The following is a 20104-nucleotide window of genomic DNA, read 5'->3' as shown; positions in this document are numbered from 1 at the left end:
ACGGCGTTCCGGTCCAGTCAGGGCCTCGGTACCCGGTAACCTCCTGGGTGGCCGCACGCAGCAACCAGGAAGGTCAGCTCCACAATGGGTTCCACTGTTACTCCCGGGCGCAGGTCCATGCGCGCTCGTGTGCTCGCGATGCTTCCGGGCCCGGCACGCAAGATCCTCGGGCGGAGCAAGCGTGCCGTGACCGAAGGTGGCAAGACACTGGCCGCGAACGTCGACCGCAAGCGCCGCGAGGCGGCCCTGCCGCCGACCCCGGAGGTTCCGGAGTCCGAGGTCCGGTTGTTCGTCGGCCCGGCCAACTTCGCCGGTCAGGGCACCACCTGGGCCCGGGCGGCCGAGCGTCACCTCGCCGGCGTCAAGGCCAAGAACATGCAGTACGCCGGTGGTGCGTACCGGTTCCCGGCCGATATCGAGGTCGAGCGCGAGCTGCTCGACGACCGGGTCTGGCAGGACCGCCAGGTCGAGTACCTGACCAGCGGCAACTACACCCACGTGCTGATCGAGGCCGGCCGTCCGGTCTTCGGTACCCGCTTCGCGCGGAACGCCGTCGGTGACGTGAAGACGCTCAAGGAGGCCGGTGTGAACGTCGGCCTGGTCGCCCACGGTTCCGACGTCCGCCTGCCGAGCCGGCACGCCGAGACGCACCAGTGGTCGCCGTTCCACGAGCGCGATGACTTCTTCGTCCGGCTGGAGGCGCAGGCCAAGCGTGAGGGCCTGCTGTTCAACACCTTCGACGGGCCGACCTTCGTCTCCACCCCGGACCTGCTGGTCGACGTACCAGGCGCCAAGTGGCTGCCGGTCGTCATCGAGCCGGACCGCTGGGCCAACGACGAGCCGGTGCTGGAGCGGGAGCGTCCGATCGTCCTGCACGCCCCGACCAACCCGCGCTTCAAGGGCACCGAGTACGTCGAGGCCGCGATGCAGCCGCTGCACGACAAGGGCCTGATCGAGTACCGCCGCCTCACCGACATCCCGAGCGAGGAGATGCCGGCCGCGATGGCCGGGGCGGACATTGTGCTCGAGCAGTTCGTGCTCGGCCCGTACAGCGTGACCGCGTGTGAGGCGATGGCAGCCGGCCGCGTGGTCGTGGTGAACGTCGACGAGGACGTCCGCAAGCACGTCAGCACGGTGACCGGGCGCGACCTGCCGATCGTGCACGCCGACCCGACCACCATCGGTGAGGTCGTCGAGCAGATCGTGGCCGACCGCGAGGCGGCCCGGGCCGTAGCGGCCCGCGGCCCGGAGTACGTGCGCGCAGTGCACGACGGAACCATGTCCAGCGCAGTCCTCGGGACCTGGCTCACGCCGGGCGCGAGCCAGTAGAAGAAAGCCAATCATGACTGACCTGCAGGAGTTCGCCGGCGTGGACATCGCTGTGATCGTGCCGTGCTACAACGAAGCCGTTGCCGTCACCAAGGTGGTAACCGAGCTGCGCGCCGCGCTTCCGACCGCCAGCATCTACGTGTACGACAACAACTCCACGGATGACACCGCGGAGCTGGCCCGCGCGGCCGGTGCGATCGTGCGGCACGAGTCCCGCAAGGGCAAGGGCAACGTGGTCCGCCGTGCGTTCTCCGACGTCGACGCCGATGTCTACGTGCTGATCGACGGCGACGACACGTACGACGCCGCCCGCGCGGGCGATCTGGTCCGCGTGCTGCTGCAGGGGCCGTACGACCACGTCGTCGGTGTCCGCAAGCACACGAACGAGGAGGCGTACCGGCCGGGGCACACCCTGGGCAACCGGGTGCTCACCGGGACCGTCGGGGCGCTGTTCGGCCGGCAGATCACCGACATGCTGAGTGGCTACCGGGTCTTCTCACGGCGCTACGTGAAGTCGTTCCCGGCGCTGGCGCAGGAGTTCGAGATCGAGACCGAGCTGACCATCCACTCGCTGCACCTGCGGGTTCCGGTGGCCGAGCTCGCGATCGGCTACAAGGAGCGCCCGACCGGTGGCGAGAGCAAGCTGCGCACGTACCGCGACGGCATGCGCATCCTGCGCTGGATCATGAGCGTCACCCGGCTGGAGCGGCCGACGCTGTTCCACGGCATCCTGGCCGCGGTCTTCGGCGTGGTGTCGCTGATCCTCGGCGTCCCGGTCATCGTCGAGTACGTCGACACCGGTCTGGTGCCGCGGTTCCCGACCGCGATCCTGGCCTCGACGATGGGGATCGTCGCGATCCTGGTGCTGGCGGTCGGCTATGTGCTGGACGCGATCATGCGCGGACGGCAGGAGGCGGCCCGGCTGGCCTACCTCCGGCTGCCCGCACCGCAGACGATCGAGGCCGCAGCTGGCGAGCTCCCCGTCCCGGTCGTCCCGGAGGCGTCGGAATCACCTCAGGTCGTCTGAGCTCTCCAACTCCTCGCCCTCCGTCGCGCTTGCGGCGGAGGGCGTTGCCTTGTCCCGGAGTGCGTCGCGCTCAGCCGTCATCGCGGTGAGCGCCGCCTTCGTCTCCTCCAGAGCCTGCTGGGTCGCCTGCAGCTTCAGTTCCTGAGTCCGGCGGACCAGTCCCTCGACGACGTGCTCGTCCGCCAGCCGCAGCAGCGTCCGGCCGGTCAGCGGCCCCGGCGAGCGGGAGCGGTCGAGGTACGCGTGCAGCTCGCCGACCTCGTCGTCGACGCGTCGGCAGATGACCGCCACACCCCACTCGGTGTCTGCGAGCGGATGCGCCTCAGTTGCCTGCAGACCGGCCGCCACCAGCGCCTGGATCACGGGCCCGAGCGGTAGCTCAGCAGCTGGCCACGGCAACAGCAACAGCACAACCTCACCCGGTACGGCGTCCGCCAGCACCGCAGGCAGATCGCCAGCGGCAGCGGGGGAGCCGGCCACAGTCACAGCCGTCAGTACGTCGTCGGCCGCCGGAGACGGGACCGTCTCGGCCACCTTCATCAGCGGCGGCCATGCGTGCTCGGAGCCGGTGCGGTCGACGATTGTCCCGCCCTCGGGCAGCCACGAGCGGACGAGTTCGTTGAGCTGCATTCAGAACACCCTTTGCAGGACGAGGAAACCGGTCGGAGCGCCTCGGAAGCCGTAGGGGACGAAGCGCTCCACCTGCAGGCCCACCGGCTCCAGCAGACTCTGGTAGCGGTGCAGAGCGCGCGTCCGCTGGTAGAACGACCAGGTGCGGTCCACATCGGACTCGTGGTCCACGACCAGGAGCAGGCCGCCCAGCCGGACCAGTGCGGCCAGATTCAGCACCGAGGCCTCCCACAGCGCGTCATCCATGATGTGGAAGAGCACATCGATGCTGTAGACCACGTCGTACAGGTACGGCGGTTGCCAGTCGGCCAGCTGGGACAGGTGGAAGCTGCTGTGGCCGGTCGCGTTCGCACGGCACAGCTCGATCGCATGCTCGCTGACGTCGATCCCGTCGACCGCATGCCCGAACCGCGCCATTGAATGCGCGAACCAGCCCTTGCCGCAACCGGCGTCGAGGATGCGCAGCGGTGCCGCGTACTCGGTCCGGTCGCCGATGACGTCGAGCAGCCGGCCGAGCCGGACCGCGTAGAAGATCTCGTTGCTGAACTCGTCGTACCCGGCATCACCGCCCGAGCGCAGTGCGCCGAGCCGCCGGTGCCGGCGATCCCAGTGCTCGATCGTCTCGTCTGCTCCGAGCTGCTCCACGAAATCACCCTACCCTCGGTGCGAACCGAACAACCTGACCCTCTGTTACGCTCCTGCTACTGGCCGCCCTGCCCCGAGCCACGAGTACGACGATCACGGGGGAGCCCTTGCGAACGTGGCGAGCCCGGCGCTCTCTTCCGGTGCCGGCGGCCGCTGTGGCGGCTGCGGCGACGTTCGTCGCGTCCGGCATCATCCGCGGTACGTATCCGTTCGGTGCGCTGCCGCGGAACACCAACGACCTCGGCCAGCAGTTCGTCCCGATGCACGCCTATCTGCGCGACCTGCTCACCGGACAGGCACCGGGTGACTTCCTCCTGAACTGGTCCAGCGGGTACGGCGTCCCGTTCATCGGCGACTTCATGGGCTATCTCGGGACCAGCCTGTCGTGGATGGTGCTGCTGTTCCCGCGCGACCGCATCGACCTTGCGATGTACGTAATCGCCACCGTTGCGATCGGGGCTGCCGCGGCCGCGATGACGGCGTACCTGCGTTTGCTGCGACCGGCCGGGCCGGTGTGGCTGGCCGCGCTGGCCGGAGTGTCCTACGCGACCTGTGGCTGGGCGATCGACGATGCGGCGTACATGACCGAGTGGCTGAACGGTCTGATCGCTTTTCCGGTGATCTGTCTGCTGTGTGAGTGGATCTGGAGCAAGCGCTCGCTGACAGCGCTGGTGGTGACGCCGTTCGTCGTTGCACTGCTGTGGATGTCGCACTTCTACACGGTCTACATGGCGACCCTGGGTGCTGCCGTAGTGGTCCTGGCGCGGGTGCTGTCCGACCCGGAGGGTGGGGCGTTCACTCGCCGGGTCGAGGGCGGGTTCCGGTGCCTGGTGGGAGTTGCGGTAGGGATCACACTGGCGGCTCCACTGCTGTTGCCGACGTACTGGCTGGTGCAGACCGCGACACCGAGTCCCGATGAGGTGTTCACGCCACTCGGTTGGACGGAGTTCCTCTCGCGGTTGCTGCCGGGCTCTGAGGGTGTTGGGACATCACCTGGATTGGCTGTCGGCACACTGATGCTCCTGCTCGCGCTGAGCTTCCCGTTCAACCGTGCGGTGTCGGGGCGAGAGCGGTTCATCTGGACTGCATTCGTGGTGCTGACTGTCGTGAGTCTGCAACTGCAGTACCCACACAAGGTGTGGCACGGGTTCGACTCCCCGAACGGGAGCCCGTACCGGCAGGCGTTCGTGGTGGCCGGGATGCTGGTGGTCCTGGGATGGATGTCCCTCGCATCCGGTGTCCGGAACCTCCTGGCGGTAGGCGCGCCACTGGTGCTGGTCGGTGCACTGTTCGCGCAGGTGTCCGATCTGCCGACGATCACACCGACTACGCGCGACGTCGTACCAGTGGTTGCCGGAGTCGCCGTACTGGCGTTTCTGCTGACGCGGTGGCGTTCAGGAACACAGCTGTGGGTACGCCGGATCGCGGCCGGGCTGCTGATCGCCGCTGTGCTCGTCGAGACCACATTGTCGTCGGTGGCGATCGACGAGGCACGGTCGAAGTTCATGCGCGACTACCAGCCGTGGGGCGCCAAACAGGAGTCGATCCGCGCACTGGTGCAGTCGGCCGAGGACTGGCCGCAGCAGCGCGTCTCTGCGAGCCAGTACACGACCCTGAACGATCCGATGCTGATCGGAGGACAGGGCGCTGAGTACTACACCAGCACGATCCAGCACTCGCTGTCGGAGACGCTGGTGAACCTGGGGTTCGGCTACAGCTCCTACGGCCGGGCTCCGATCGATCCGAAGAACCCGGTGATCGATTCGGTCTTCGCGGTCGGCGCCCGGGTTCAGGAAGGGCCACGGGGGACCTTTGCACTGATCAAGCGGCAGGCGGGTCCGTTGGTGACACTGCGGCCGGAGAAGCCGTGGGAGTCGACGGATCCCGGGGCGTTCGGCGTACAGGAGACCGCGCTGGGTGCTGACGTCTACACCGTCCCGAAGGTGCAGGTGCGTGCGTCCAAGGGTGCGACGGCGGCGCAGCGGGACTGGGGGATCGGCATGCGGCCGCTGCCGGGTGCTGACGACCCTGTGGAGCTGAGACTGACCGCCTCCTGCCGGCCGGGGGACGGTGTCTATCTGCGTGGTCCGGAGTTCGTCGGCGACGTGATGATCAGTGGTGACGGCTGGCGGCAGGTGCTGAAGCCGTCGGCGAAACGCCCCGGTACCTACACCGGCGCTCCGATGCTGTGGGTGGGCAGGGCCCGGGCCAACGGCGTGGCCGATGTCCGGATCCGGGTGTCCGCGCCGACCCGGCTGCCGGTCGGTGCGATCGGTTGTCTGGATCCGGAGCGGCTGAAGGCAGCAGTCACGGCGTTGCAGAGCAGCAAGCCGACCGAAGTCGAGGTCGGCGGGCATGACGTCGTTGCGCGGTTCAAAGCCGGACAGGCTCGGACCATGGTCCTGGGCGTCGTGAACACGCCGGGCTGGGAGTGCGCGGTCGACGGCAAGGCCGCGAAGGCACCTGAGTCGCTGTCTGGGCTGATCGCCGTACCGGTCGGTCCCAAGGCACGCAAGGTGTCGTGCAGCTACGTGCCACGCGGTCTGGAGGCCGGACTGGTCCTGGCGGTCGCCGCATTGGGTGTCCTGTGCGCACTGGCCGGGATCCTGATGGTGGGCGAAAGGCGTCGACCTTAGCTTTGCAGGTGGATTGCAAGGTCCGGGTCCGACTGTGGTCGCATGACGACAGTCAGTGTGGAGCAGCGGGTCTCCTGCCGGGTGCTGGGCCCGCTCGAACTTGAGGTGGACGGCGCAGTGTTGCCGCTCAACGGCGTACAGGCGCGGCGGCTGCTGGCTGCGCTTGTGCTCGCCGACAGCCGTCCTGTGGCCGACCTGGAGCTGGCGGACCTGATGTGGGCGAACGGCTGGCCGGAGAATGCGCGCAAGGCGCTGCGGGTACTGGTCTGGCGGTTGCGGACCGCTCTGGGCGCAGCTGGGGAGTACCTGGAGCGAACGCCGTCGGGGTACCGCTTCGCGGTCGCCACCGACCACCACCGGTTCGCCGACCTGGTCTCATCGGGTCTGTACCGGCTGTCGATCCGCGATGCAGCCGGCGCGATTCAGGACCTGGAAGCTGCCCTCGGGCTCTGGCGGGGTGAGCCCTGGCAGGACCTGGCCGACTCTCCGGTGGTGGTCGGCGCGCGGACCAGGCTGGTTGAGCTCCACGAGCTCGCTCTGGAGGAGGTCGAAGCCGCCCGCCTGGCCTTCGGCAACCCCTGGGTCGCTCTGCGGTCGCTGACCCGGCTCGTTGCGGTCAGCCCGTACCGGGAACGCCGCTGGGAGCTGTTGGCACTCGCTTGCTGGGAGACAGGCCAGCCAGAGCGCGCCGGCGCCGAACTGCGCCGCTTCCGCGCACTGCTGGCGGATGAGCTCGGCCTGGACCCCGGGCCGGCGCTGGTCGCGTTGGAACGGCGGCTGTTCGCCCCACCACAGGCGCCGCGCCCACGTCCGGCTGCCTGGCGCTGGAGGTAGCGCCGCTAAGGTGGCGAGGTGCTGGAGTGTCGGGTTCTGGGGCCCGTCCGAGTGGTGGTCGACGGGGCCGCGGTCGAGGTCGGGGGAGCGTTGCCCCGGCGGTTGCTCGCTGCGCTCGCACTGGCGGACGGCAAGCCGGTCTCCGACGATCGTCTGGCTCAGGCGATGTGGGACGACCAGCCACCGGCCAAGGCAGCGGCCGCGATGCAGGCGTATGTCTCGAGACTGCGGTCCGCCCTCGGGACGGCGTACCGCGATCGGCTAGGACGCACACCGGCCGGCTACTTCCTGCACGCCGACGAGATCGACGTACGGCGTTGTGGCGAGCTGATCGAGGCTGCGCGTGGCCAACTGGCGGGAGACCAGCCGGAGCAGGCCCGCATCCGGCTCACCGAGGCCCTGGAGCTGTGGCGGGGCGAGCCGTACGCCGAGCTGCCGGACGACATCGCCGCAGCAGAGCGTGGGCGGTTGACGGAGCTACGCGAGGTGGCGCTCGAGGACTTGGCGGCCTCACGGCTGGGGACCGGTGACGCAGCCGAGGCCGTCGTGCAGCTGGAGCAGCTCGTTCGCGAGCAGCCGCTGCGTGAGCGACGCTGGGCCCTGCTCGTACTCGGGCTCTACCGGTGCGACCGACAAGGTGATGCGCTCGCGACCCTGCGCAGGGTGCGGGAGCTGCTGGCCGAACAGCTCGGCGTCGACCCAGGTCCCGAACTGCAGGAGCTGGAACGACAGGTGCTCGCGCACGACCCGCGGTTGCGGTTGGCCGCGCCGATGCGCGTTGTGCGGCCCGTACCGATCAGGCGGCCGCTGACGACGTTCCTGGGGCGCTCTGCCGAGCTCGCGGTCCTCACCTCGCGAATGGACCGGCACAGGCTCGTGAACCTGGTCGGTCCGGCCGGTGTGGGGAAGACACGGCTGATGGTTGAGTACCTGGCCACTCTGGGGCCGGCCGCCGACCCGTGGGCGGCCCGGCTGGCCGATGTACCGGACGGGTCCGGTGTTGCCGCTGCTGTGGCTGATGCAGTCGGTGTGGTGGTCACGGGCGATCCGGTGGCTGCGATTGTGGACGGGATCGGTACGGCGTCGGCGTTGCTGGTGCTGGACAACTGCGAGCACGTCGTTGCGGCAGCGGCGGAGCTGGTCGACCAGCTGACGCAGAGCTGTCCGGGACTGCGGATCCTGGCAACGAGTCGCGAGCCGCTCGGCGTCGACGGTGAGATCACTGTCTCGGTCCAGCCGCTGCCCTTGACCACTGGGGCCGGAGAACCCGCTGTTGAGCTGCTGGTGGATCGCGTGCGGGCAGTGCGACCTGGCTGGGAGCCGAACCCGGGTGAGCTCGTCGCCGCCCGGCGGATCGCTACTGCACTCGACGGTCTGCCGCTGGCAATCGAGCTGGCGGCCGCACGGGCCCGGGTGCTCGGGCTTGGGGAGATCGCCGACCGCCTCGCCGACAGGTTCGCCGTACTGGGGCCAGTACCGCGGGGGTCGCTCGCGTGGCACGCGACGCTGGAGGCTGCGATCGGCTGGAGCGTCGATCTGCTCGATCCGGCCGACCGCGAGCTGCTGCTGAAGCTCTGGGCGTTCGAGGGTGGCTTCACGCTGGAGGCGGCCGAGACAATCTGGCCCGGCCGGGAGACCGCCGTACTGGAGTCCCTGTCCGCTCTGGTGACGCGGTCGGTGGTGGTGGCCGACACGTCCACCGAGCCGACGCGGTACGTGCTGCTGGAGAGCATCCGTGCGTACTGCCGCAGCATCGACCCCGAACCGGCCGAGACACGGCTGGTGCAGGCCCGCTGGGTGCGACTGCTCGCCGGGCGCTGCGCGGACTCGATCCGCAGCACCCAGGCCGGCGCCTTCGTGCGCATGATGAGTCGTGAGCTGCCCAACCTGCGGGCCGGGTTCGCCCACGACCTGACGACTGACCCGGACACAGCGCTGCTCACTGCGGTGTCGCTGGGCGTCTACCTGTACCGCGGGGTGCACCACGGTGAGGCGATCCGGATGCTGCGCTCGGCACTCGCCGCCGCACCGGACGCCTCGGTGCTGGATCGGGTCCGGGCGCTCAACGTACTCACTGCGCTGGCCTACTTCTCGGGTGATCTGGCAGGTACGGCGGAGCTGGTCGACGTGGTGTTCGAGCTGATCCCGCAGATCGCGGCCGATGCTCCGCCACGCGACTATGCCGAGGCCCTGTTTTTCCTGGCGGTCGGATGCGCCCTGACTGCCCCGTTGGCGGTCACTCAGCAAGTGACCGGGCAGCTGATCGAGTACTGCGAGCGGTTGGGGATCGAGGTGATGATCCCGGCCGCGGTGTCGGTCCGGACTATCGCACTGCTGCGGCAGACGACCGACAGCACCGAGATGCTCGAGTACGCCGATGCGTTGCAGCAGCACAGCCGAGGCTGGAACAAGGGCTGGGCAAATCAGGTCGTGGGGGAGGTGTACCTGCGCCACCCATCGCTGCGACCGGACTCTGCTGAGCGTGCGTTGGCTGCGCTCCGGACTGCGCTGGCGCGGTTCCTGCAGCACGAGGACTACCCATATGCGCTGAACACGTTGCGGCTCGGTGCACTCGCGCTGCTGCGAGTGGGGCGCCCGGTGGAAGACGCCAGGCGGCTGCTGGCCGCCGTACAGGTGCATGCGGCGCGGATGGGCCTCAAGACGCCGGGGCATTACGTCGTCGGTGAGCCGTGGGTGGAGAACGAGTTGGGCGCAGTCGGAGTGCACGAGCCGGTCTCGTGGAACGCGATGGTCGCGATGCTCGCCGACGACTGACTCGCTGGGTGGTTGGGGCAGTGCAAGTGCGTTGCAAGGCGTGCTGGGCAGTCTGTGCCGCATGGAGTTCGTTAGTGGGACCGGGGGACGCCGGCTGGACTATGTACGGCGTGGGCGGGGTGCGCCGCTGTTGCTGATCCAGGGCATGGCGGGGCATCACGAGTTCTGGGGGGACGAACTGCTCTCTACGTTGGAGGCCAGGTTCGACATCGTCGCGTACGACCATCGGGGGATCGGGCGTGGTGACCGGGCGGACGAACCGTTCACGGTGGCGGACCTGGCCGACGACGCGGCCGCGGTGATCGCGTCGGTGGGATGGACCGACGCGCACGTCTTCGGCATCTCGCTCGGCGGGATGGTGACCCAGGAGCTGGTGCTGCGCCACCCGGACGTCGTGCGGTCGATCGCGCTCGGATGCACCTGGGCCGGGGGATCCCGAGGAGTGATCTCGGAGACCTCACGCCGGATGGTCGACGCGATCGCCACCCGGGACGTCGAGCACGGGTTGCGCACGAGCTTCGAGGCGAACGTGTCCCGGAGATACGCCGCTCAAGAACCCGGCGTTCTGGAGATCTATCGCCGGAGAGCGCTCTCCGTGAAGGTCCCGGTACCGGTCGTGCTCATGCAGTGGGCCGCGGCCCAGGCGCACGACACCACGGCCCGGCTCGGGGCGGTCGACGTACCGGCGCTGATCCTGCACGGCTCTGCAGACGCAGGGATCCCGGTAGAGAATGCTCTCCAGCTACACGATCTGCTGCCCACGGCGCAGCTGGAGATCTTCGAGAACGCCGGTCACCTGTTCTGGTGGGAGGACCCGGAGCGCACCGCAGCTCTGCTGATTGCGCATTCCAGCGGCTGAGCAGCGGGGAACCTATTCCGGTCCAGCTCGCGTCCTTCGGCGTGGGGGTGGTGTTGCGCCGAACGATGGGTGGGTAACCTGCCCTGGTCGTTGGCTGATCGGATAGGAGATGATGCCGACCGTGACCGAACCAGGAAGCCAGCCCAAGCACGACCGGCTGCCGCCGTCGGAGGCCGATCCGGCCGTCGCGGGGCTGACCGTCGGGCTCGGTGGCCGGTCCGGCCGGTTCGCGCGGCTCAGCTCGTCCTGGTGGACGCCGCTGCGGATCGCGCTCGCCGTGTGCACGCTCACGTTCGGGCTCGGCGTGCTGCAGAAAGCGCCGTGTATGGACGCCGGCTGGGACCGGCAGAGCTGGCGGCCGTTCAAGGCGCTCTGCTACTCCGATATCGGCTTCCTCTACCAGGAACGCGGATTTGCCGAGGGCAACCGGCCGTTCCTGGACACCGGCAACTACCCGGTGCTCGAGTACCCGGTGCTCACCGGCGCGTTCATGGAGGTCGCGGCGCAGCTCACCTGGCTCGTCACCGGTGACCCGAAGTCGGATCTCACCGCCGAGCAGAAGCGCGACACGGCCGGCGTGTTCTTCGTCGTCAACATCGCGCTGCTGTTCCTCTGCGCATTGATCACCGTCGGGCTGACAGTGGCGACGGCCCGTGGCGTCGCGTCCAGACCCGGGGCCGCTCGCGGCCAGCCCCTGGATGCTCTGTACGTCGCTGCCGCACCCGTGCTCGCGGTGACGTCGACGATCAACTGGGACCTGTTCGCGGTCGCCCTCACAGCCGGCGCGATGTTCGCCTGGTCGCGCGGGAAACCGATCTGGTTCGGGATCCTGATCGGGCTCGGGACAGCGGCGAAGTTCTATCCGTTCCTGCTGCTCGGCCCGCTGCTGATCGTGTGCCTGCGCGGCCGCAAACTGTGGCCGTTCGTCCAGGCCGTGGTCGCGGCCGTGGTCGCCTGGGGTCTCGTGAACGCGCCGATCTACCTGCTCGCGAAGAACGAGTGGCTGTCGTTCTGGACGTTCAACGACGCGCGGGAGAGCGATTACGGTTCGATCTGGTACGTGCTGAAGCTGGCCAAACACGAGGTTGCCGACGTCAACCAGCTGAACATCGTGATCTTCGCGGGCCTGTGCCTGTCGATCGCGATCCTCGGCCTGATGGCACCACGACCGCCACGCTTCGCTCAACTCGCGTTCCTGGTGGTCGCGGCGTTCCTGCTGATCAACAAGGTCTACTCACCGCAGTACGTGCTCTGGCTGCTGCCGCTGGTCGCCCTGGCCCGGCCGCGGTTGCGGGACTGGCTGATCTGGCAAGCGTGCGAGTGTTTCTACTGGATGCTGGTCTGGATGCATCTGGCGCAGTTCCTCCAGCCAGGTAATCCGGATGTTCCCGATCGCATCTACTGGTTGTCCGTCATTCTCCGGATGGCCGGCACGCTCTGGCTGATGCTGGTCGTCGCTCGCGACATCCTGCTGCCGGAGAAAGATCCGGTCCGCCAGGGCGATCTTGTCGACGACCCCAGCGACGGCGTGGCCTCCAAGGCCCCGCCGCGAGAGCTGGCCCCCGCCTGATCGGCAGAGAGCGCTCTCTGGTGAACAGGGAGCGCTCTCTCATGATCAGAGCTTCAGCCGCGTGGCTAGAGGTTCAGCCTGGTGAACAGAGGTGGAGCCTCGTGGTCAGAGGTTCAGCTTGGCGACGTCGAGATTGCCGCCGCTGATCACGGCAGCGGTGACGCCGCCGAGCTGGATCTTGTTCTCCAGCAACGCGGCGAACGGCGCCGCGGCGGCCGGCTCCAGCGCCAGCTTGGTGCGCGACATGACGAGCCGCGTCGCCGCGAGCAGAGCGTCCTCACTGACACGTACGACGTCATCGACGTACTGCTGGATGAGCGGGAAGTTGCGCGTACCGCAGATCGGCGCGGCCAGCCCGTCGGCGATCGAGCGCGCGGTCGGCAGCCGCTGCGGTTCTCCGGCCGCGAGACTGCGGCTCACGACATCGGCCTGCTCCGGCTCGATCCCGATCACCCGGATCTCGGGCTTCAGTAGCTTGAGCGCCAGTGCGACTCCCGAGATCAGTCCACCACCACCGACCGGCACGAGCACGGTCTCCAGATCGGGCCGATCCTCCAGCAACTCGAGCCCGAGACTCCCGTGTCCCGTGATCACCTGCTCGTCATCGAACGGATGGACTCCGGTGAGATCGCGCTCTCTCCTGATCCGTTCATAGGCCGCGAGCAGATCGCCGTCCACGAGTTCGACTGTCGCGCCGTACCCACGCGCCGCGTCGACCTTCGCCGGTACGGCGGTCGTCGCCATCACCACGGTCGCCGGGATCCCCGCATCCCGGGCTGCCCAGGCGAGCGCCCCGGCCGCGTTTCCCGCGGACACGGTGACCACCCCGCGCTCGCGCTCCTCGGGCGTGAGCTGCAGCAGCTTCGTGAGCAGCCCGCGAACCTTGAAGCTCCCGGTCTTCTGGAACAGCTCGGCCTTGAGCACGAGCTCGCCACCGAACTGCGTCTCCAGAGCAGCGGAGGTGAGCATCGGCGTCCGGTGAATGCGACCGCGCAACTGCTCAGCGGCAGCGCGGATCTCCTCGAGTGTGGGCATGCTCTGCACCCTATGCGCTCCAGAAACCGCTCTCTCAGGAGGTTAAGTGAAGTAAGTCAGTCGACAAACGACCGTATCCTGAGACGGGCCGCAGAGAGCGCTCTCGGAGATTTACCGTCATTGTTATGAGGCCGATGCTGACCGTGATCGTCGATCCCGCCGACCGTTGGATGGACCGTGCCGCCTGTAGTGGGCAGGCCGGTGCGTACGACGAGACCGCGACCCGTTTCGAGCAGCGCAAGGCGCGCGAGCTGTGTCTGACCTCATGCCCGGTGCTGAACGAGTGCTACGAGTGGGCGCGGCGGACCAGGTACACGGGAACGGCGGCCGGGATCACGTTTCTGGACGGCCGCCGTCGCGGTCACCCCGAGTCGGCGGCCAGCTGATCAGAGGCGGGCAGCGATGGCGCCGACGAGGCTGTCGGCGGCCGCCGGGTGCTCGGGGATGAAGAGGTAGGGCTCGATCAGCTCGAGCTCCATCAGCAGGAAACGGCCGTTGACGACGACACCGTCGACGCGGGCGTAGGCCGGCTGAGAACGCGCCGCAGAGAGCGCGTTCTTGGCGCTCTCGAGGATCTCGGGAGTCGGTTCCTCGAGCGTCACGTTGCCACCGAACATGTGCTGCACCCGGTAGTCACCAGCTGCCGGGCGCTTCACCACCGCGTGGCTGTACTCGCCGCCGAAGAAGAGCAGCGACCACTCGCCGGCCGTCTGGATCTCCGGCAGGAACGGCTGCACCAGGTACACGTCGTCGGGCAGGTCCGTCATCGCCTGGTCGAGCTCGGCCGAGCCGGCCAGCCCGCGGACGGTGTTGTACGCCGCCCCGCTCACGGTCGGCTTGATCACGATCTGCTGACCGTCGAGCCCGGCCACGACCTCGCGCAGGCACGCGCCGGCCGCGACCTGCGACGGCACGATCGCCACGCCCTGCTCGCGGAGCTCAAGGAGGTAGCGCTTGTCGCTGTTCCAGCGGACCAGGTCGGTCTCGTTCAGGACCAGTACGCCGGACTTGTCGAGCAGCCCGAGCCATTCGGTGAACTCGACCTGCCGCTTGTAGTAGTCCCACACCGAGCGCAGCAGCACCGCGTCGTACCCGGACCAGTCGATCGACGGATCCGTCCAGACCACGGGTTCGGGTTCGAGGCCTGCCGCGCGGAAGGCGTCCAGGAGGGAAACCTCCTCCGGGAGCAGCTCGGGCCAGTCGGCCGAGGTCGCGATCGCGATGCGCTTCTTGAGGCTGTTCAGTGTCACGCTGCTCAGTGTTGGTTGGCGGTCAGCCTCGCGTCAAACTGCTTTGCGGCGACCGAATGGTGACGCACGGTAGCGGCAATGACGACGATGGTGGCGGCAGTCAGATAGATCAGCCCCTGCCGGCTGTCGTGCCCGACGGTCGCATAGGCCAGGTACGCCGCCAGCGGCACGGCGATCCACTCGGGCCGTCGGGAGAGGGCGGCCAGCGCGACCAGCGGTACGCCGTACCAGGGGTAAGTGGGGGTCGCGATCAGCAGCGCGGCGCCGTACAGCCAGCAGCAGGTGACGGCCAGCGGTTCGCGGCCGCGGCGCCGGAACGCGAGTACGGCGAGAGCTCCCGCGACCAGAACAGCGACCAGCTGCCGAGCCTCAGGAGGCAGCAGGAGCGAGAAGATCGCGAACCGCGTGCTGCCGTCGGAGAACCCTTCCTGGGCCAGGTAGCCGGGCAGGAAGCCGAGCACCAGGGCGCCGGAAGCCACCAGATACGGGATGTAGCTGGCGACGAAGGTGCCGAGGGCAACGACCGACTGGCGGACCCGGAACGCGGGCAGCAACAGCAGCGGCAACAGCTTCACGCTCGCGGCAGCCCCGAGCAGGATCGCGGCGAGCCGGGGACGCCGAGCCGCCATCAGTACGGCGCCGGTGATGAGCAGCGCACCGAGAACGTCGACATGGGCCGCGCTCCCGGCCTCGAGAACCACGATCGGTGACCAACCCCACAGCGCGGCCCAGCGTCTGTCCCGGCTTGTTGCGGCGAGTAGCCAGGCGAGTGCAACCGCAAGCAGACCGGCCGCGATCTGCAGCCCCAGCGTTCCCGCCGACCACGGAGTGACGGCCGCGACCGCGACGAAGTACACCTGCGCGATCGGCGGATAGATCGTCGGCACCTGTGGCCGGTTGATCCGGGTCCGCGGATCATCGGCGGCGATCGCTGCCACCGCCGCGGGATCCGTCGGAACCCGCGGCGGTGCGTTTACTCCTGACGATTGCTCCGGTGACAGGCCTGGGAAGAGCAGCGGATCTCGTAAGTTCGCGAGGGCGTCATCCAACGGAACATGCGCGTACGGCGAATGCCCGGCGAGCTGTACGCGCCCGTCCCACACGTACCGGTAGGAATCCGTGCTCGTGATCGGCGTGTGCGTCAGCCCCGGGATCTGACACAGCGCGGCAACCACCACGACCGCGGCGATCCCGAGCCCGCGGCCGAACCGCCAGATCCCCGCGGCCACCAGGAAACATCCGAGCACCAACGTCAGATTCGGCCACCAGCTGACGGCGTGCGCCCAGATGGTGAGTACGGCGGTTCCGGCCGCCGTACAGGCGATCAGCCAATGGCCCACGGCCCGGCTCAATGCAACGCGGCTCATGCGGTGCGGCGGAGGGTCAGGAAGGCGCGGTGTGGCGTGCGCCAGTCCTCGATCGGGTGCAGGGCGGTGGTGCGTGCGTGCCGGAGCAACGTGCGGCTGCCGATCCTTGCCCATGGCAATGGTGTGGACCGGCGGCCGGTGGAGCTGCGGAGCACGATGGGCGCGGTGTCGTCGAGATCGTCGTCGGGATCGACCTCGACCAGGACTAGACCGTTGGGCCGTACCAGCTCAGCGCAGCGGCGGAGCAGATCGGCCGGGTCGCCGCCGATACCGATGTTGCCGTCCATCAGCACCACGCTGCCCCAGCGGCCCTCGGCCGGCAGCCGGTTCTGCACCGGCCGCTGCAGTGCGGCCGCGCCGCGCGACGTGGTCAACGAGATCGCCTGCGGAGATACATCGACCCCGAGGGCTGGAATCCCTTGCTCGGCCAACGCCGTCACGATCCGGCCCGGCCCGCAGCCGATGTCCAGCACCGGTCCCTCGCACCGGCTCAGCGCGAGCCGGTCGACCTCGTCCGCCGGCGATTGCCAGCGGTCCAGCTCCGACAATGCGGGCAGGGTCCGCCCGTCGATGCCGGTGGCAACCACTTGCGCCGTACCGCCGAGCGCCTGCTCGAACAGCAGTGCCGGATGTGCCGTGTGCTCAAGCCGCCGGAACAACCGGGACATCCGCAGCGCCGGGTACTCCGCGGCGATCGCAGCTGCGTCCCACGGTGTGTCCATGTCCCGGAGAGTCTGTAGCTTGAGAACGCGTTTCCCGCGTTTCTCGAGACGCAGCAGCTGATCCTGACCGGTGTGATCGGTGGACATGGGAACGCCGATCAGCGCCTGGTCATCCGGTTCGCGCAGTCCGAGTGCCCAGTACCCACCATCCTCGGTCAGCCCGAGAACAGCGTCGTACCCGGGCCAGTTGAAGCCCAGGAGCTCGGCCGGCAGTTGCGGCGTGTCCATACCGACCAGGAGCATCGGTGATCCGTCGAAGGAATCCTCGAAGGCGGCCGCCAGCCGTTCGTCGAGGCCGTCTCCACGCTGCCGGATCACCTCGAACCCGGGTGGCAGCCACGGCCCGGGCCGCCCCTCGAGCACCAGCACGCGACGCGCGGCCGGAGCGGCACGGACCGTGTTCAACGTGTCGACCAGCGAGGCACGCGCGAGCGCGGCAGCCTCCCTCGGCGTGAACTCGGTCTGCAGCCGAGTCTTGACCCGACCGGCGACCGGTTCCTTCGCGATCACGATCAGCGTGCCCCCAGGTGCTCTCATGCCTTCAGCACCTTCGACATGTCCATGACGGCCCGCGCGGCCCCGAGCGGCGTACCGGTGACCTTCGAGCGGCCCGAGCGTGGCAGGTAGTCGACGTCGATCTCGGCGATCCGCCAGCCGGCGTCGGCGGCGCGAACGACGGTCTCGAGCGGGTAGCCAGATCGCCGATCCGTGAGCGCGAGCTCCAGCAGCGCGGTCCGCCGAGCGGCGCGCATCGGGCCGAGATCGTGCAGGAGAACGCCGGTGCGTCTCCTGATCCGGCGGGACAGCTCAGCGTTCGCGAGACGCAGATGCCAGGGCCACACGTCCCGAGAAACCGCTCTCCGGCGGCCGACCATGAGATCCGCGTTCCCGGCGAGCACCGGAGCGGTCACCCGGACGAGCTGCCGCGGATCCAGGGATGCATCAGCATCCATGAACGCAACGACCTCGGCGTCGGCCGCCTCCAGGCCGGCGTGACACGCGGCGCCGTACCCACGGATCGAGCACCGCACGACGGTCGCACCGAGTTCTTCGGCGATTTCGGCCGAACCATCGGTCGAGCCGTTGTCGACGACAACGGCTCGGACGCCGGCCGGAAGCCGGGTGAGTACCCAGGGCAGAGCCGCAGCCTCGTCGAGGCAGGGCAGTACGAGATCGACAGCCACCTTTCGACCGTAGGGAAGAACGGAGGTTCCAGGTGGCCGCCGGCGGCTACGGGTCGCTTACGGTGAGCGCTCTCCCGGGGTCCACCTCCAGCGCCGGGGCGGCCGGAAGTCCTAGGCTCTGACCGTGGCTACTCGTGTGCTCGTGGTCGATGACGACCCGACCGTGTCCAACGTCGTCTCGGCGTACCTGACCAAGGCCGGGTACGACGCTCGCGTGGTCGCGGACGGGACCGCTGCCGTCGAGGTCTGGCAGCAGTGGAAACCGTCGGTCGTCGTCCTGGACGTGATGCTGCCGGGGATGTCCGGCCTGGAGGTGCTGCGCCGGATGCGCGCGGCCGACGACGGCGCCGCGGTGATCATGCTGTCCGCCCGCGGCGAGGAGGAGGACCGGCTGGTCGGCCTCGAGTTCGGTGCCGACGACTATGTGGTCAAGCCGTTCAGCCCGAGAGAACTGACGCTGCGGGTGCAGGCGATGCTGCGGCGTGAGGAGCGGCTGGCCGGGCTCGACCTGACACCGACCAAGCTGAGCGCCGGCCCGATCACGATCGACACTGCGGCCCGGATCGCGATGCTGGACGGGAGAGCGCTCTCTCTGACCCATCGCGAGTTCGATCTGCTGGCGTATCTCGTGTCCCATCCGGGAAAGGCGTACACGAAGGCCGAGCTGCTGCGCCGGGTCTGGGGCTGGGACTTCGGTGACTCGTCGACGGTCACCGTTCACGTGCGCCGGCTGCGCGAGAAGATCGAAGCGGATCCGTCGGATCCGCAGCTCGTGCTGACCGTGCCGCGCACGGGCTACCGGTTCGCGGGGGAGTCCGAATGAACCGCGACACGATGACGATCCTCGCGCTCACGACCCTGTGGACGTTGGTGGTCGCGGTGGTCGGCGGCGTGATCCTGTACCAGTTCCGGCGCCGGTCGTTGCGGGTCACGATGATCGTCGCCGCCCTGGCGCCGATGGCCGCGGCCCTCGCCGCGGTGCTGCAGAGCGTGCGGGCGATGTTCATCTCAGAACACGACTCGTGGGTCGTTCTCTGGACACTCGCGTTCGCAGGCCTGCTCGGACTCGGGATGTCCGTGCTGCTCGGCCACTGGATCAGCGCGGGCTCGCGCGACGTCGGACAACGGTTGCGACGGCTGGGTACGACGTACGAACCGTCGGATCGCCTCACTGGCGCTGTACCGGCGGAGCTGGCCGCGCTGACGGACGAACTCGAGATGACGCGGGAGAAACTGGCCGCATCCCACGCGAGAGAGCGCGCTCTCGAGGCGAGCCGGCGGGAACTGGTCGCGTTCATGTCCCATGATCTGCGGACTCCGCTGGCCGGATTGCGGGCAGTTGCGGAGGGTCTCGAGGATGGAGTGATCGACGACGTACCAACGGCGCTGCGGCAGATGCGGTCGACGGTCGACCGGATGACCGGACTCGTCGACGACTTGTTCGAACTGTCGCGATTGTCGGCGGCCGCCCTGCCGCGAAAGCGATCGGCGGTGAGCCTGCGCGAACTGGCCGAAGACGTGGCAGGCGAGAACGGCGAGCACGCCCGGGCCTCCGGAGTCCAGCTCACCGTGTCGACACCGGCCGGCGACGATCGGCTTGCTGTACAAGGGGATCCGGACGAGCTGACCCGCGCGGTCACGAACCTGGTCGGAAACGCGATCCGGCACACGACCCGCGGCGGAACGGTCACACTTGTCGTCGACCGCGAGCCGGACGGCCGCGTGCGGCTCGCCGTCACCGATGGATGCGGCGGGATCCCGGTCGACGACCTTGAACGCGTCTTCGACATCGGCTGGCGCGGCGACGAGCAGCGGACCCCAGCACCGGCCTCCACCTCCGCCTCGGCTTCAGCTTCGGGCGAGCCGGCGGCAGCGTCGTCGGGTGGCGGCGGTCTTGGGCTGGCGATCGCGCGTGGCGTCGTCGAATCCCACGACGGACAGATCGGGGTGACGAACATCGACGGGGGATGCGCATTCCAGATCGACCTACCCCCAGTACCCGCCAACGCCAACGCCAGCTAGCTGTCTGACGACAGACATGCCTTGGATGGGGATGCGTGTGGGCAAGTTGAGTGTGCAACCAGCCCACAAACAGCCCACACATCCCTTGTATATAAGGGGTTCTGAGCTCGAAACTGTCGGTGGTCATGTCTAGGCTTTGAGGCATGGAGATCTTGGCGATGCCCCCGGTGTACACCCAGAGCGGCAGCGAACTGCTGACCGCTCTGGACACCCTGCAGG

17 protein-coding genes are annotated in these 20104 nt (G+C 68.6%); 10 read left to right on the top strand and 7 right to left on the bottom strand.

The annotated features are described in order from the left end of the window. The first annotated feature begins 117 nt into the window (after positions 1-117). Positions 118-1329 carry a hypothetical protein gene (locus tag ACFCV3_RS41195; RefSeq protein ID WP_376040572.1) on the top strand — a complete coding sequence of 404 codons (1212 nt, stop codon included), beginning with the start codon at positions 118-120 and terminating at the stop codon, positions 1327-1329. Positions 1330-1342: 13 nt separating this feature from the next. Beyond that, a complete protein-coding gene (locus ACFCV3_RS41190) occupies positions 1343-2356 on the top strand; it encodes a glycosyltransferase (RefSeq protein WP_376040570.1) in 1014 nt (337 codons plus the stop codon). Here the strand turns inward: ACFCV3_RS41190 and ACFCV3_RS41185 are convergent. Then, complete coding sequence (locus tag ACFCV3_RS41185; RefSeq protein ID WP_376040567.1) at positions 2339-2986, bottom strand: hypothetical protein; 648 nt, start codon at positions 2984-2986, stop codon at positions 2339-2341. The two genes, ACFCV3_RS41190 and ACFCV3_RS41185, sit on opposite strands and share 18 nt — an antisense overlap. Continuing rightward, on the bottom strand, positions 2987-3631 hold the full coding sequence (locus tag ACFCV3_RS41180; RefSeq protein ID WP_376040565.1) for a class I SAM-dependent methyltransferase: 645 nt from the start codon (positions 3629-3631) through the stop codon (positions 2987-2989). 140 nt (positions 3632-3771) lie between these two features. Between ACFCV3_RS41180 and ACFCV3_RS41175 the strand changes: the two genes are divergently transcribed. From ACFCV3_RS41175 to ACFCV3_RS41155, 5 genes are all read left to right on the top strand, one after another. Further along, on the top strand, positions 3772-6267 hold the full coding sequence (locus tag ACFCV3_RS41175; RefSeq protein WP_376040562.1) for a YfhO family protein: 2496 nt from the start codon (positions 3772-3774) through the stop codon (positions 6265-6267). Positions 6268-6309: 42 nt separating this feature from the next. Continuing rightward, positions 6310-7101 (top strand): BTAD domain-containing putative transcriptional regulator, encoded by a 792-nt coding sequence (locus ACFCV3_RS41170; RefSeq protein ID WP_376040559.1) that lies wholly within the window; start codon positions 6310-6312, stop codon positions 7099-7101. Positions 7102-7119: 18 nt separating this feature from the next. Then, a complete protein-coding gene (locus ACFCV3_RS41165) occupies positions 7120-9876 on the top strand; it encodes a BTAD domain-containing putative transcriptional regulator (RefSeq protein WP_376040557.1) in 2757 nt (918 codons plus the stop codon). Between the two features lie 61 nt (positions 9877-9937). Then, positions 9938-10735, top strand: coding sequence for an alpha/beta fold hydrolase (locus ACFCV3_RS41160; RefSeq protein ID WP_376040554.1), 798 nt, complete (start codon positions 9938-9940; stop codon positions 10733-10735). A gap of 112 nt (positions 10736-10847) precedes the next feature. After that, complete coding sequence (locus tag ACFCV3_RS41155) at positions 10848-12305, top strand: glycosyltransferase family 87 protein (RefSeq protein ID WP_376040646.1); 1458 nt, start codon at positions 10848-10850, stop codon at positions 12303-12305. Positions 12306-12410: 105 nt separating this feature from the next. Here the strand turns inward: ACFCV3_RS41155 and ACFCV3_RS41150 are convergent, their stop codons facing one another. Then, positions 12411-13340: a threonine/serine dehydratase gene (locus ACFCV3_RS41150; protein WP_376040552.1), complete on the bottom strand. Its 930-nt coding sequence runs from the start codon at positions 13338-13340 to the stop codon at positions 12411-12413. Positions 13341-13465: 125 nt separating this feature from the next. Here ACFCV3_RS41150 and ACFCV3_RS41145 point away from each other — a divergent pair, with 125 nt between their 5' ends. After that, positions 13466-13726 carry a WhiB family transcriptional regulator gene (locus ACFCV3_RS41145; RefSeq protein ID WP_376040550.1) on the top strand — a complete coding sequence of 87 codons (261 nt, stop codon included), beginning with the start codon at positions 13466-13468 and terminating at the stop codon, positions 13724-13726. Here the strand turns inward: ACFCV3_RS41145 and ACFCV3_RS41140 are convergent, their stop codons facing one another. Genes ACFCV3_RS41140 through ACFCV3_RS41125 form a run of 4 tightly spaced genes read right to left on the bottom strand, consistent with a single transcriptional unit; the run spans position 13727 to position 17863 of the window. Further along, positions 13727-14590: a RimK family alpha-L-glutamate ligase gene (locus ACFCV3_RS41140; RefSeq protein ID WP_376040548.1), complete on the bottom strand. Its 864-nt coding sequence runs from the start codon at positions 14588-14590 to the stop codon at positions 13727-13729. Positions 14591-14595: 5 nt separating this feature from the next. Further along, entirely contained in the window at positions 14596-15930 is a 1335-nt protein-coding gene (locus ACFCV3_RS41135) for a glycosyltransferase 87 family protein (RefSeq protein ID WP_376040545.1), read from the bottom strand. A gap of 23 nt (positions 15931-15953) precedes the next feature. After that, complete coding sequence (locus ACFCV3_RS41130) at positions 15954-17216, bottom strand: DUF2064 domain-containing protein (protein ID WP_376040542.1); 1263 nt, start codon at positions 17214-17216, stop codon at positions 15954-15956. Beyond that, positions 17213-17863, bottom strand: a complete 651-nt coding sequence (locus tag ACFCV3_RS41125) for a glycosyltransferase family 2 protein (RefSeq protein ID WP_376040540.1) — start codon at positions 17861-17863, stop codon at positions 17213-17215. The genes ACFCV3_RS41130 and ACFCV3_RS41125 overlap by 4 nt, the downstream gene beginning before the upstream one ends. A 124-nt stretch (positions 17864-17987) precedes the next feature. Between ACFCV3_RS41125 and ACFCV3_RS41120 the strand changes: the two genes are divergently transcribed. Both ACFCV3_RS41120 and ACFCV3_RS41115 read left to right on the top strand, forming a co-directional pair. Further along, a complete protein-coding gene (locus ACFCV3_RS41120) occupies positions 17988-18686 on the top strand; it encodes a response regulator transcription factor (protein ID WP_376040538.1) in 699 nt (232 codons plus the stop codon). Beyond that, positions 18683-19885 carry a sensor histidine kinase gene (locus tag ACFCV3_RS41115; RefSeq protein WP_376040537.1) on the top strand — a complete coding sequence of 401 codons (1203 nt, stop codon included), beginning with the start codon at positions 18683-18685 and terminating at the stop codon, positions 19883-19885. Before ACFCV3_RS41120 ends, ACFCV3_RS41115 begins: the two co-directional genes overlap by 4 nt. Positions 19886-20104: the final 219 nt, after the last annotated feature.

The sequence above is a fragment of the Kribbella sp. NPDC056345 genome, assembly GCF_042262745.1.
Lineage (GTDB): Bacteria > Actinomycetota > Actinomycetes > Propionibacteriales > Kribbellaceae > Kribbella.
Note: the sequence above shows the minus strand (reverse complement) of the source record. Positions and strands in the feature narration are given on the sequence as shown.

What these genes read in the sequence shown, in the direction of transcription:
- ACFCV3_RS41195 (WP_376040572.1), top strand. Translation starts at nt 118, where the DNA reads ATGCGCGCTCGTGTGCTCGCGATGCTTCCGGGCCCGGCACGCAAGATC.
- ACFCV3_RS41190 (WP_376040570.1), top strand. Translation starts at nt 1,343, where the DNA reads ATGACTGACCTGCAGGAGTTCGCCGGCGTGGACATCGCTGTGATCGTG.
- ACFCV3_RS41185 (WP_376040567.1), bottom strand. Translation starts at nt 2,986, where the DNA reads ATGCAGCTCAACGAACTCGTCCGCTCGTGGCTGCCCGAGGGCGGGACA.
- ACFCV3_RS41170 (WP_376040559.1), top strand. Translation starts at nt 6,310, where the DNA reads ATGACGACAGTCAGTGTGGAGCAGCGGGTCTCCTGCCGGGTGCTGGGC.
- ACFCV3_RS41160 (WP_376040554.1), top strand. Translation starts at nt 9,938, where the DNA reads ATGGAGTTCGTTAGTGGGACCGGGGGACGCCGGCTGGACTATGTACGG.
- ACFCV3_RS41155 (WP_376040646.1), top strand. Translation starts at nt 10,848, where the DNA reads ATGCCGACCGTGACCGAACCAGGAAGCCAGCCCAAGCACGACCGGCTG.
- ACFCV3_RS41150 (WP_376040552.1), bottom strand. Translation starts at nt 13,340, where the DNA reads ATGCCCACACTCGAGGAGATCCGCGCTGCCGCTGAGCAGTTGCGCGGT.
- ACFCV3_RS41145 (WP_376040550.1), top strand. Translation starts at nt 13,466, where the DNA reads ATGAGGCCGATGCTGACCGTGATCGTCGATCCCGCCGACCGTTGGATG.
- ACFCV3_RS41130 (WP_376040542.1), bottom strand. Translation starts at nt 17,216, where the DNA reads ATGAGAGCACCTGGGGGCACGCTGATCGTGATCGCGAAGGAACCGGTC.
- ACFCV3_RS41115 (WP_376040537.1), top strand. Translation starts at nt 18,683, where the DNA reads ATGAACCGCGACACGATGACGATCCTCGCGCTCACGACCCTGTGGACG.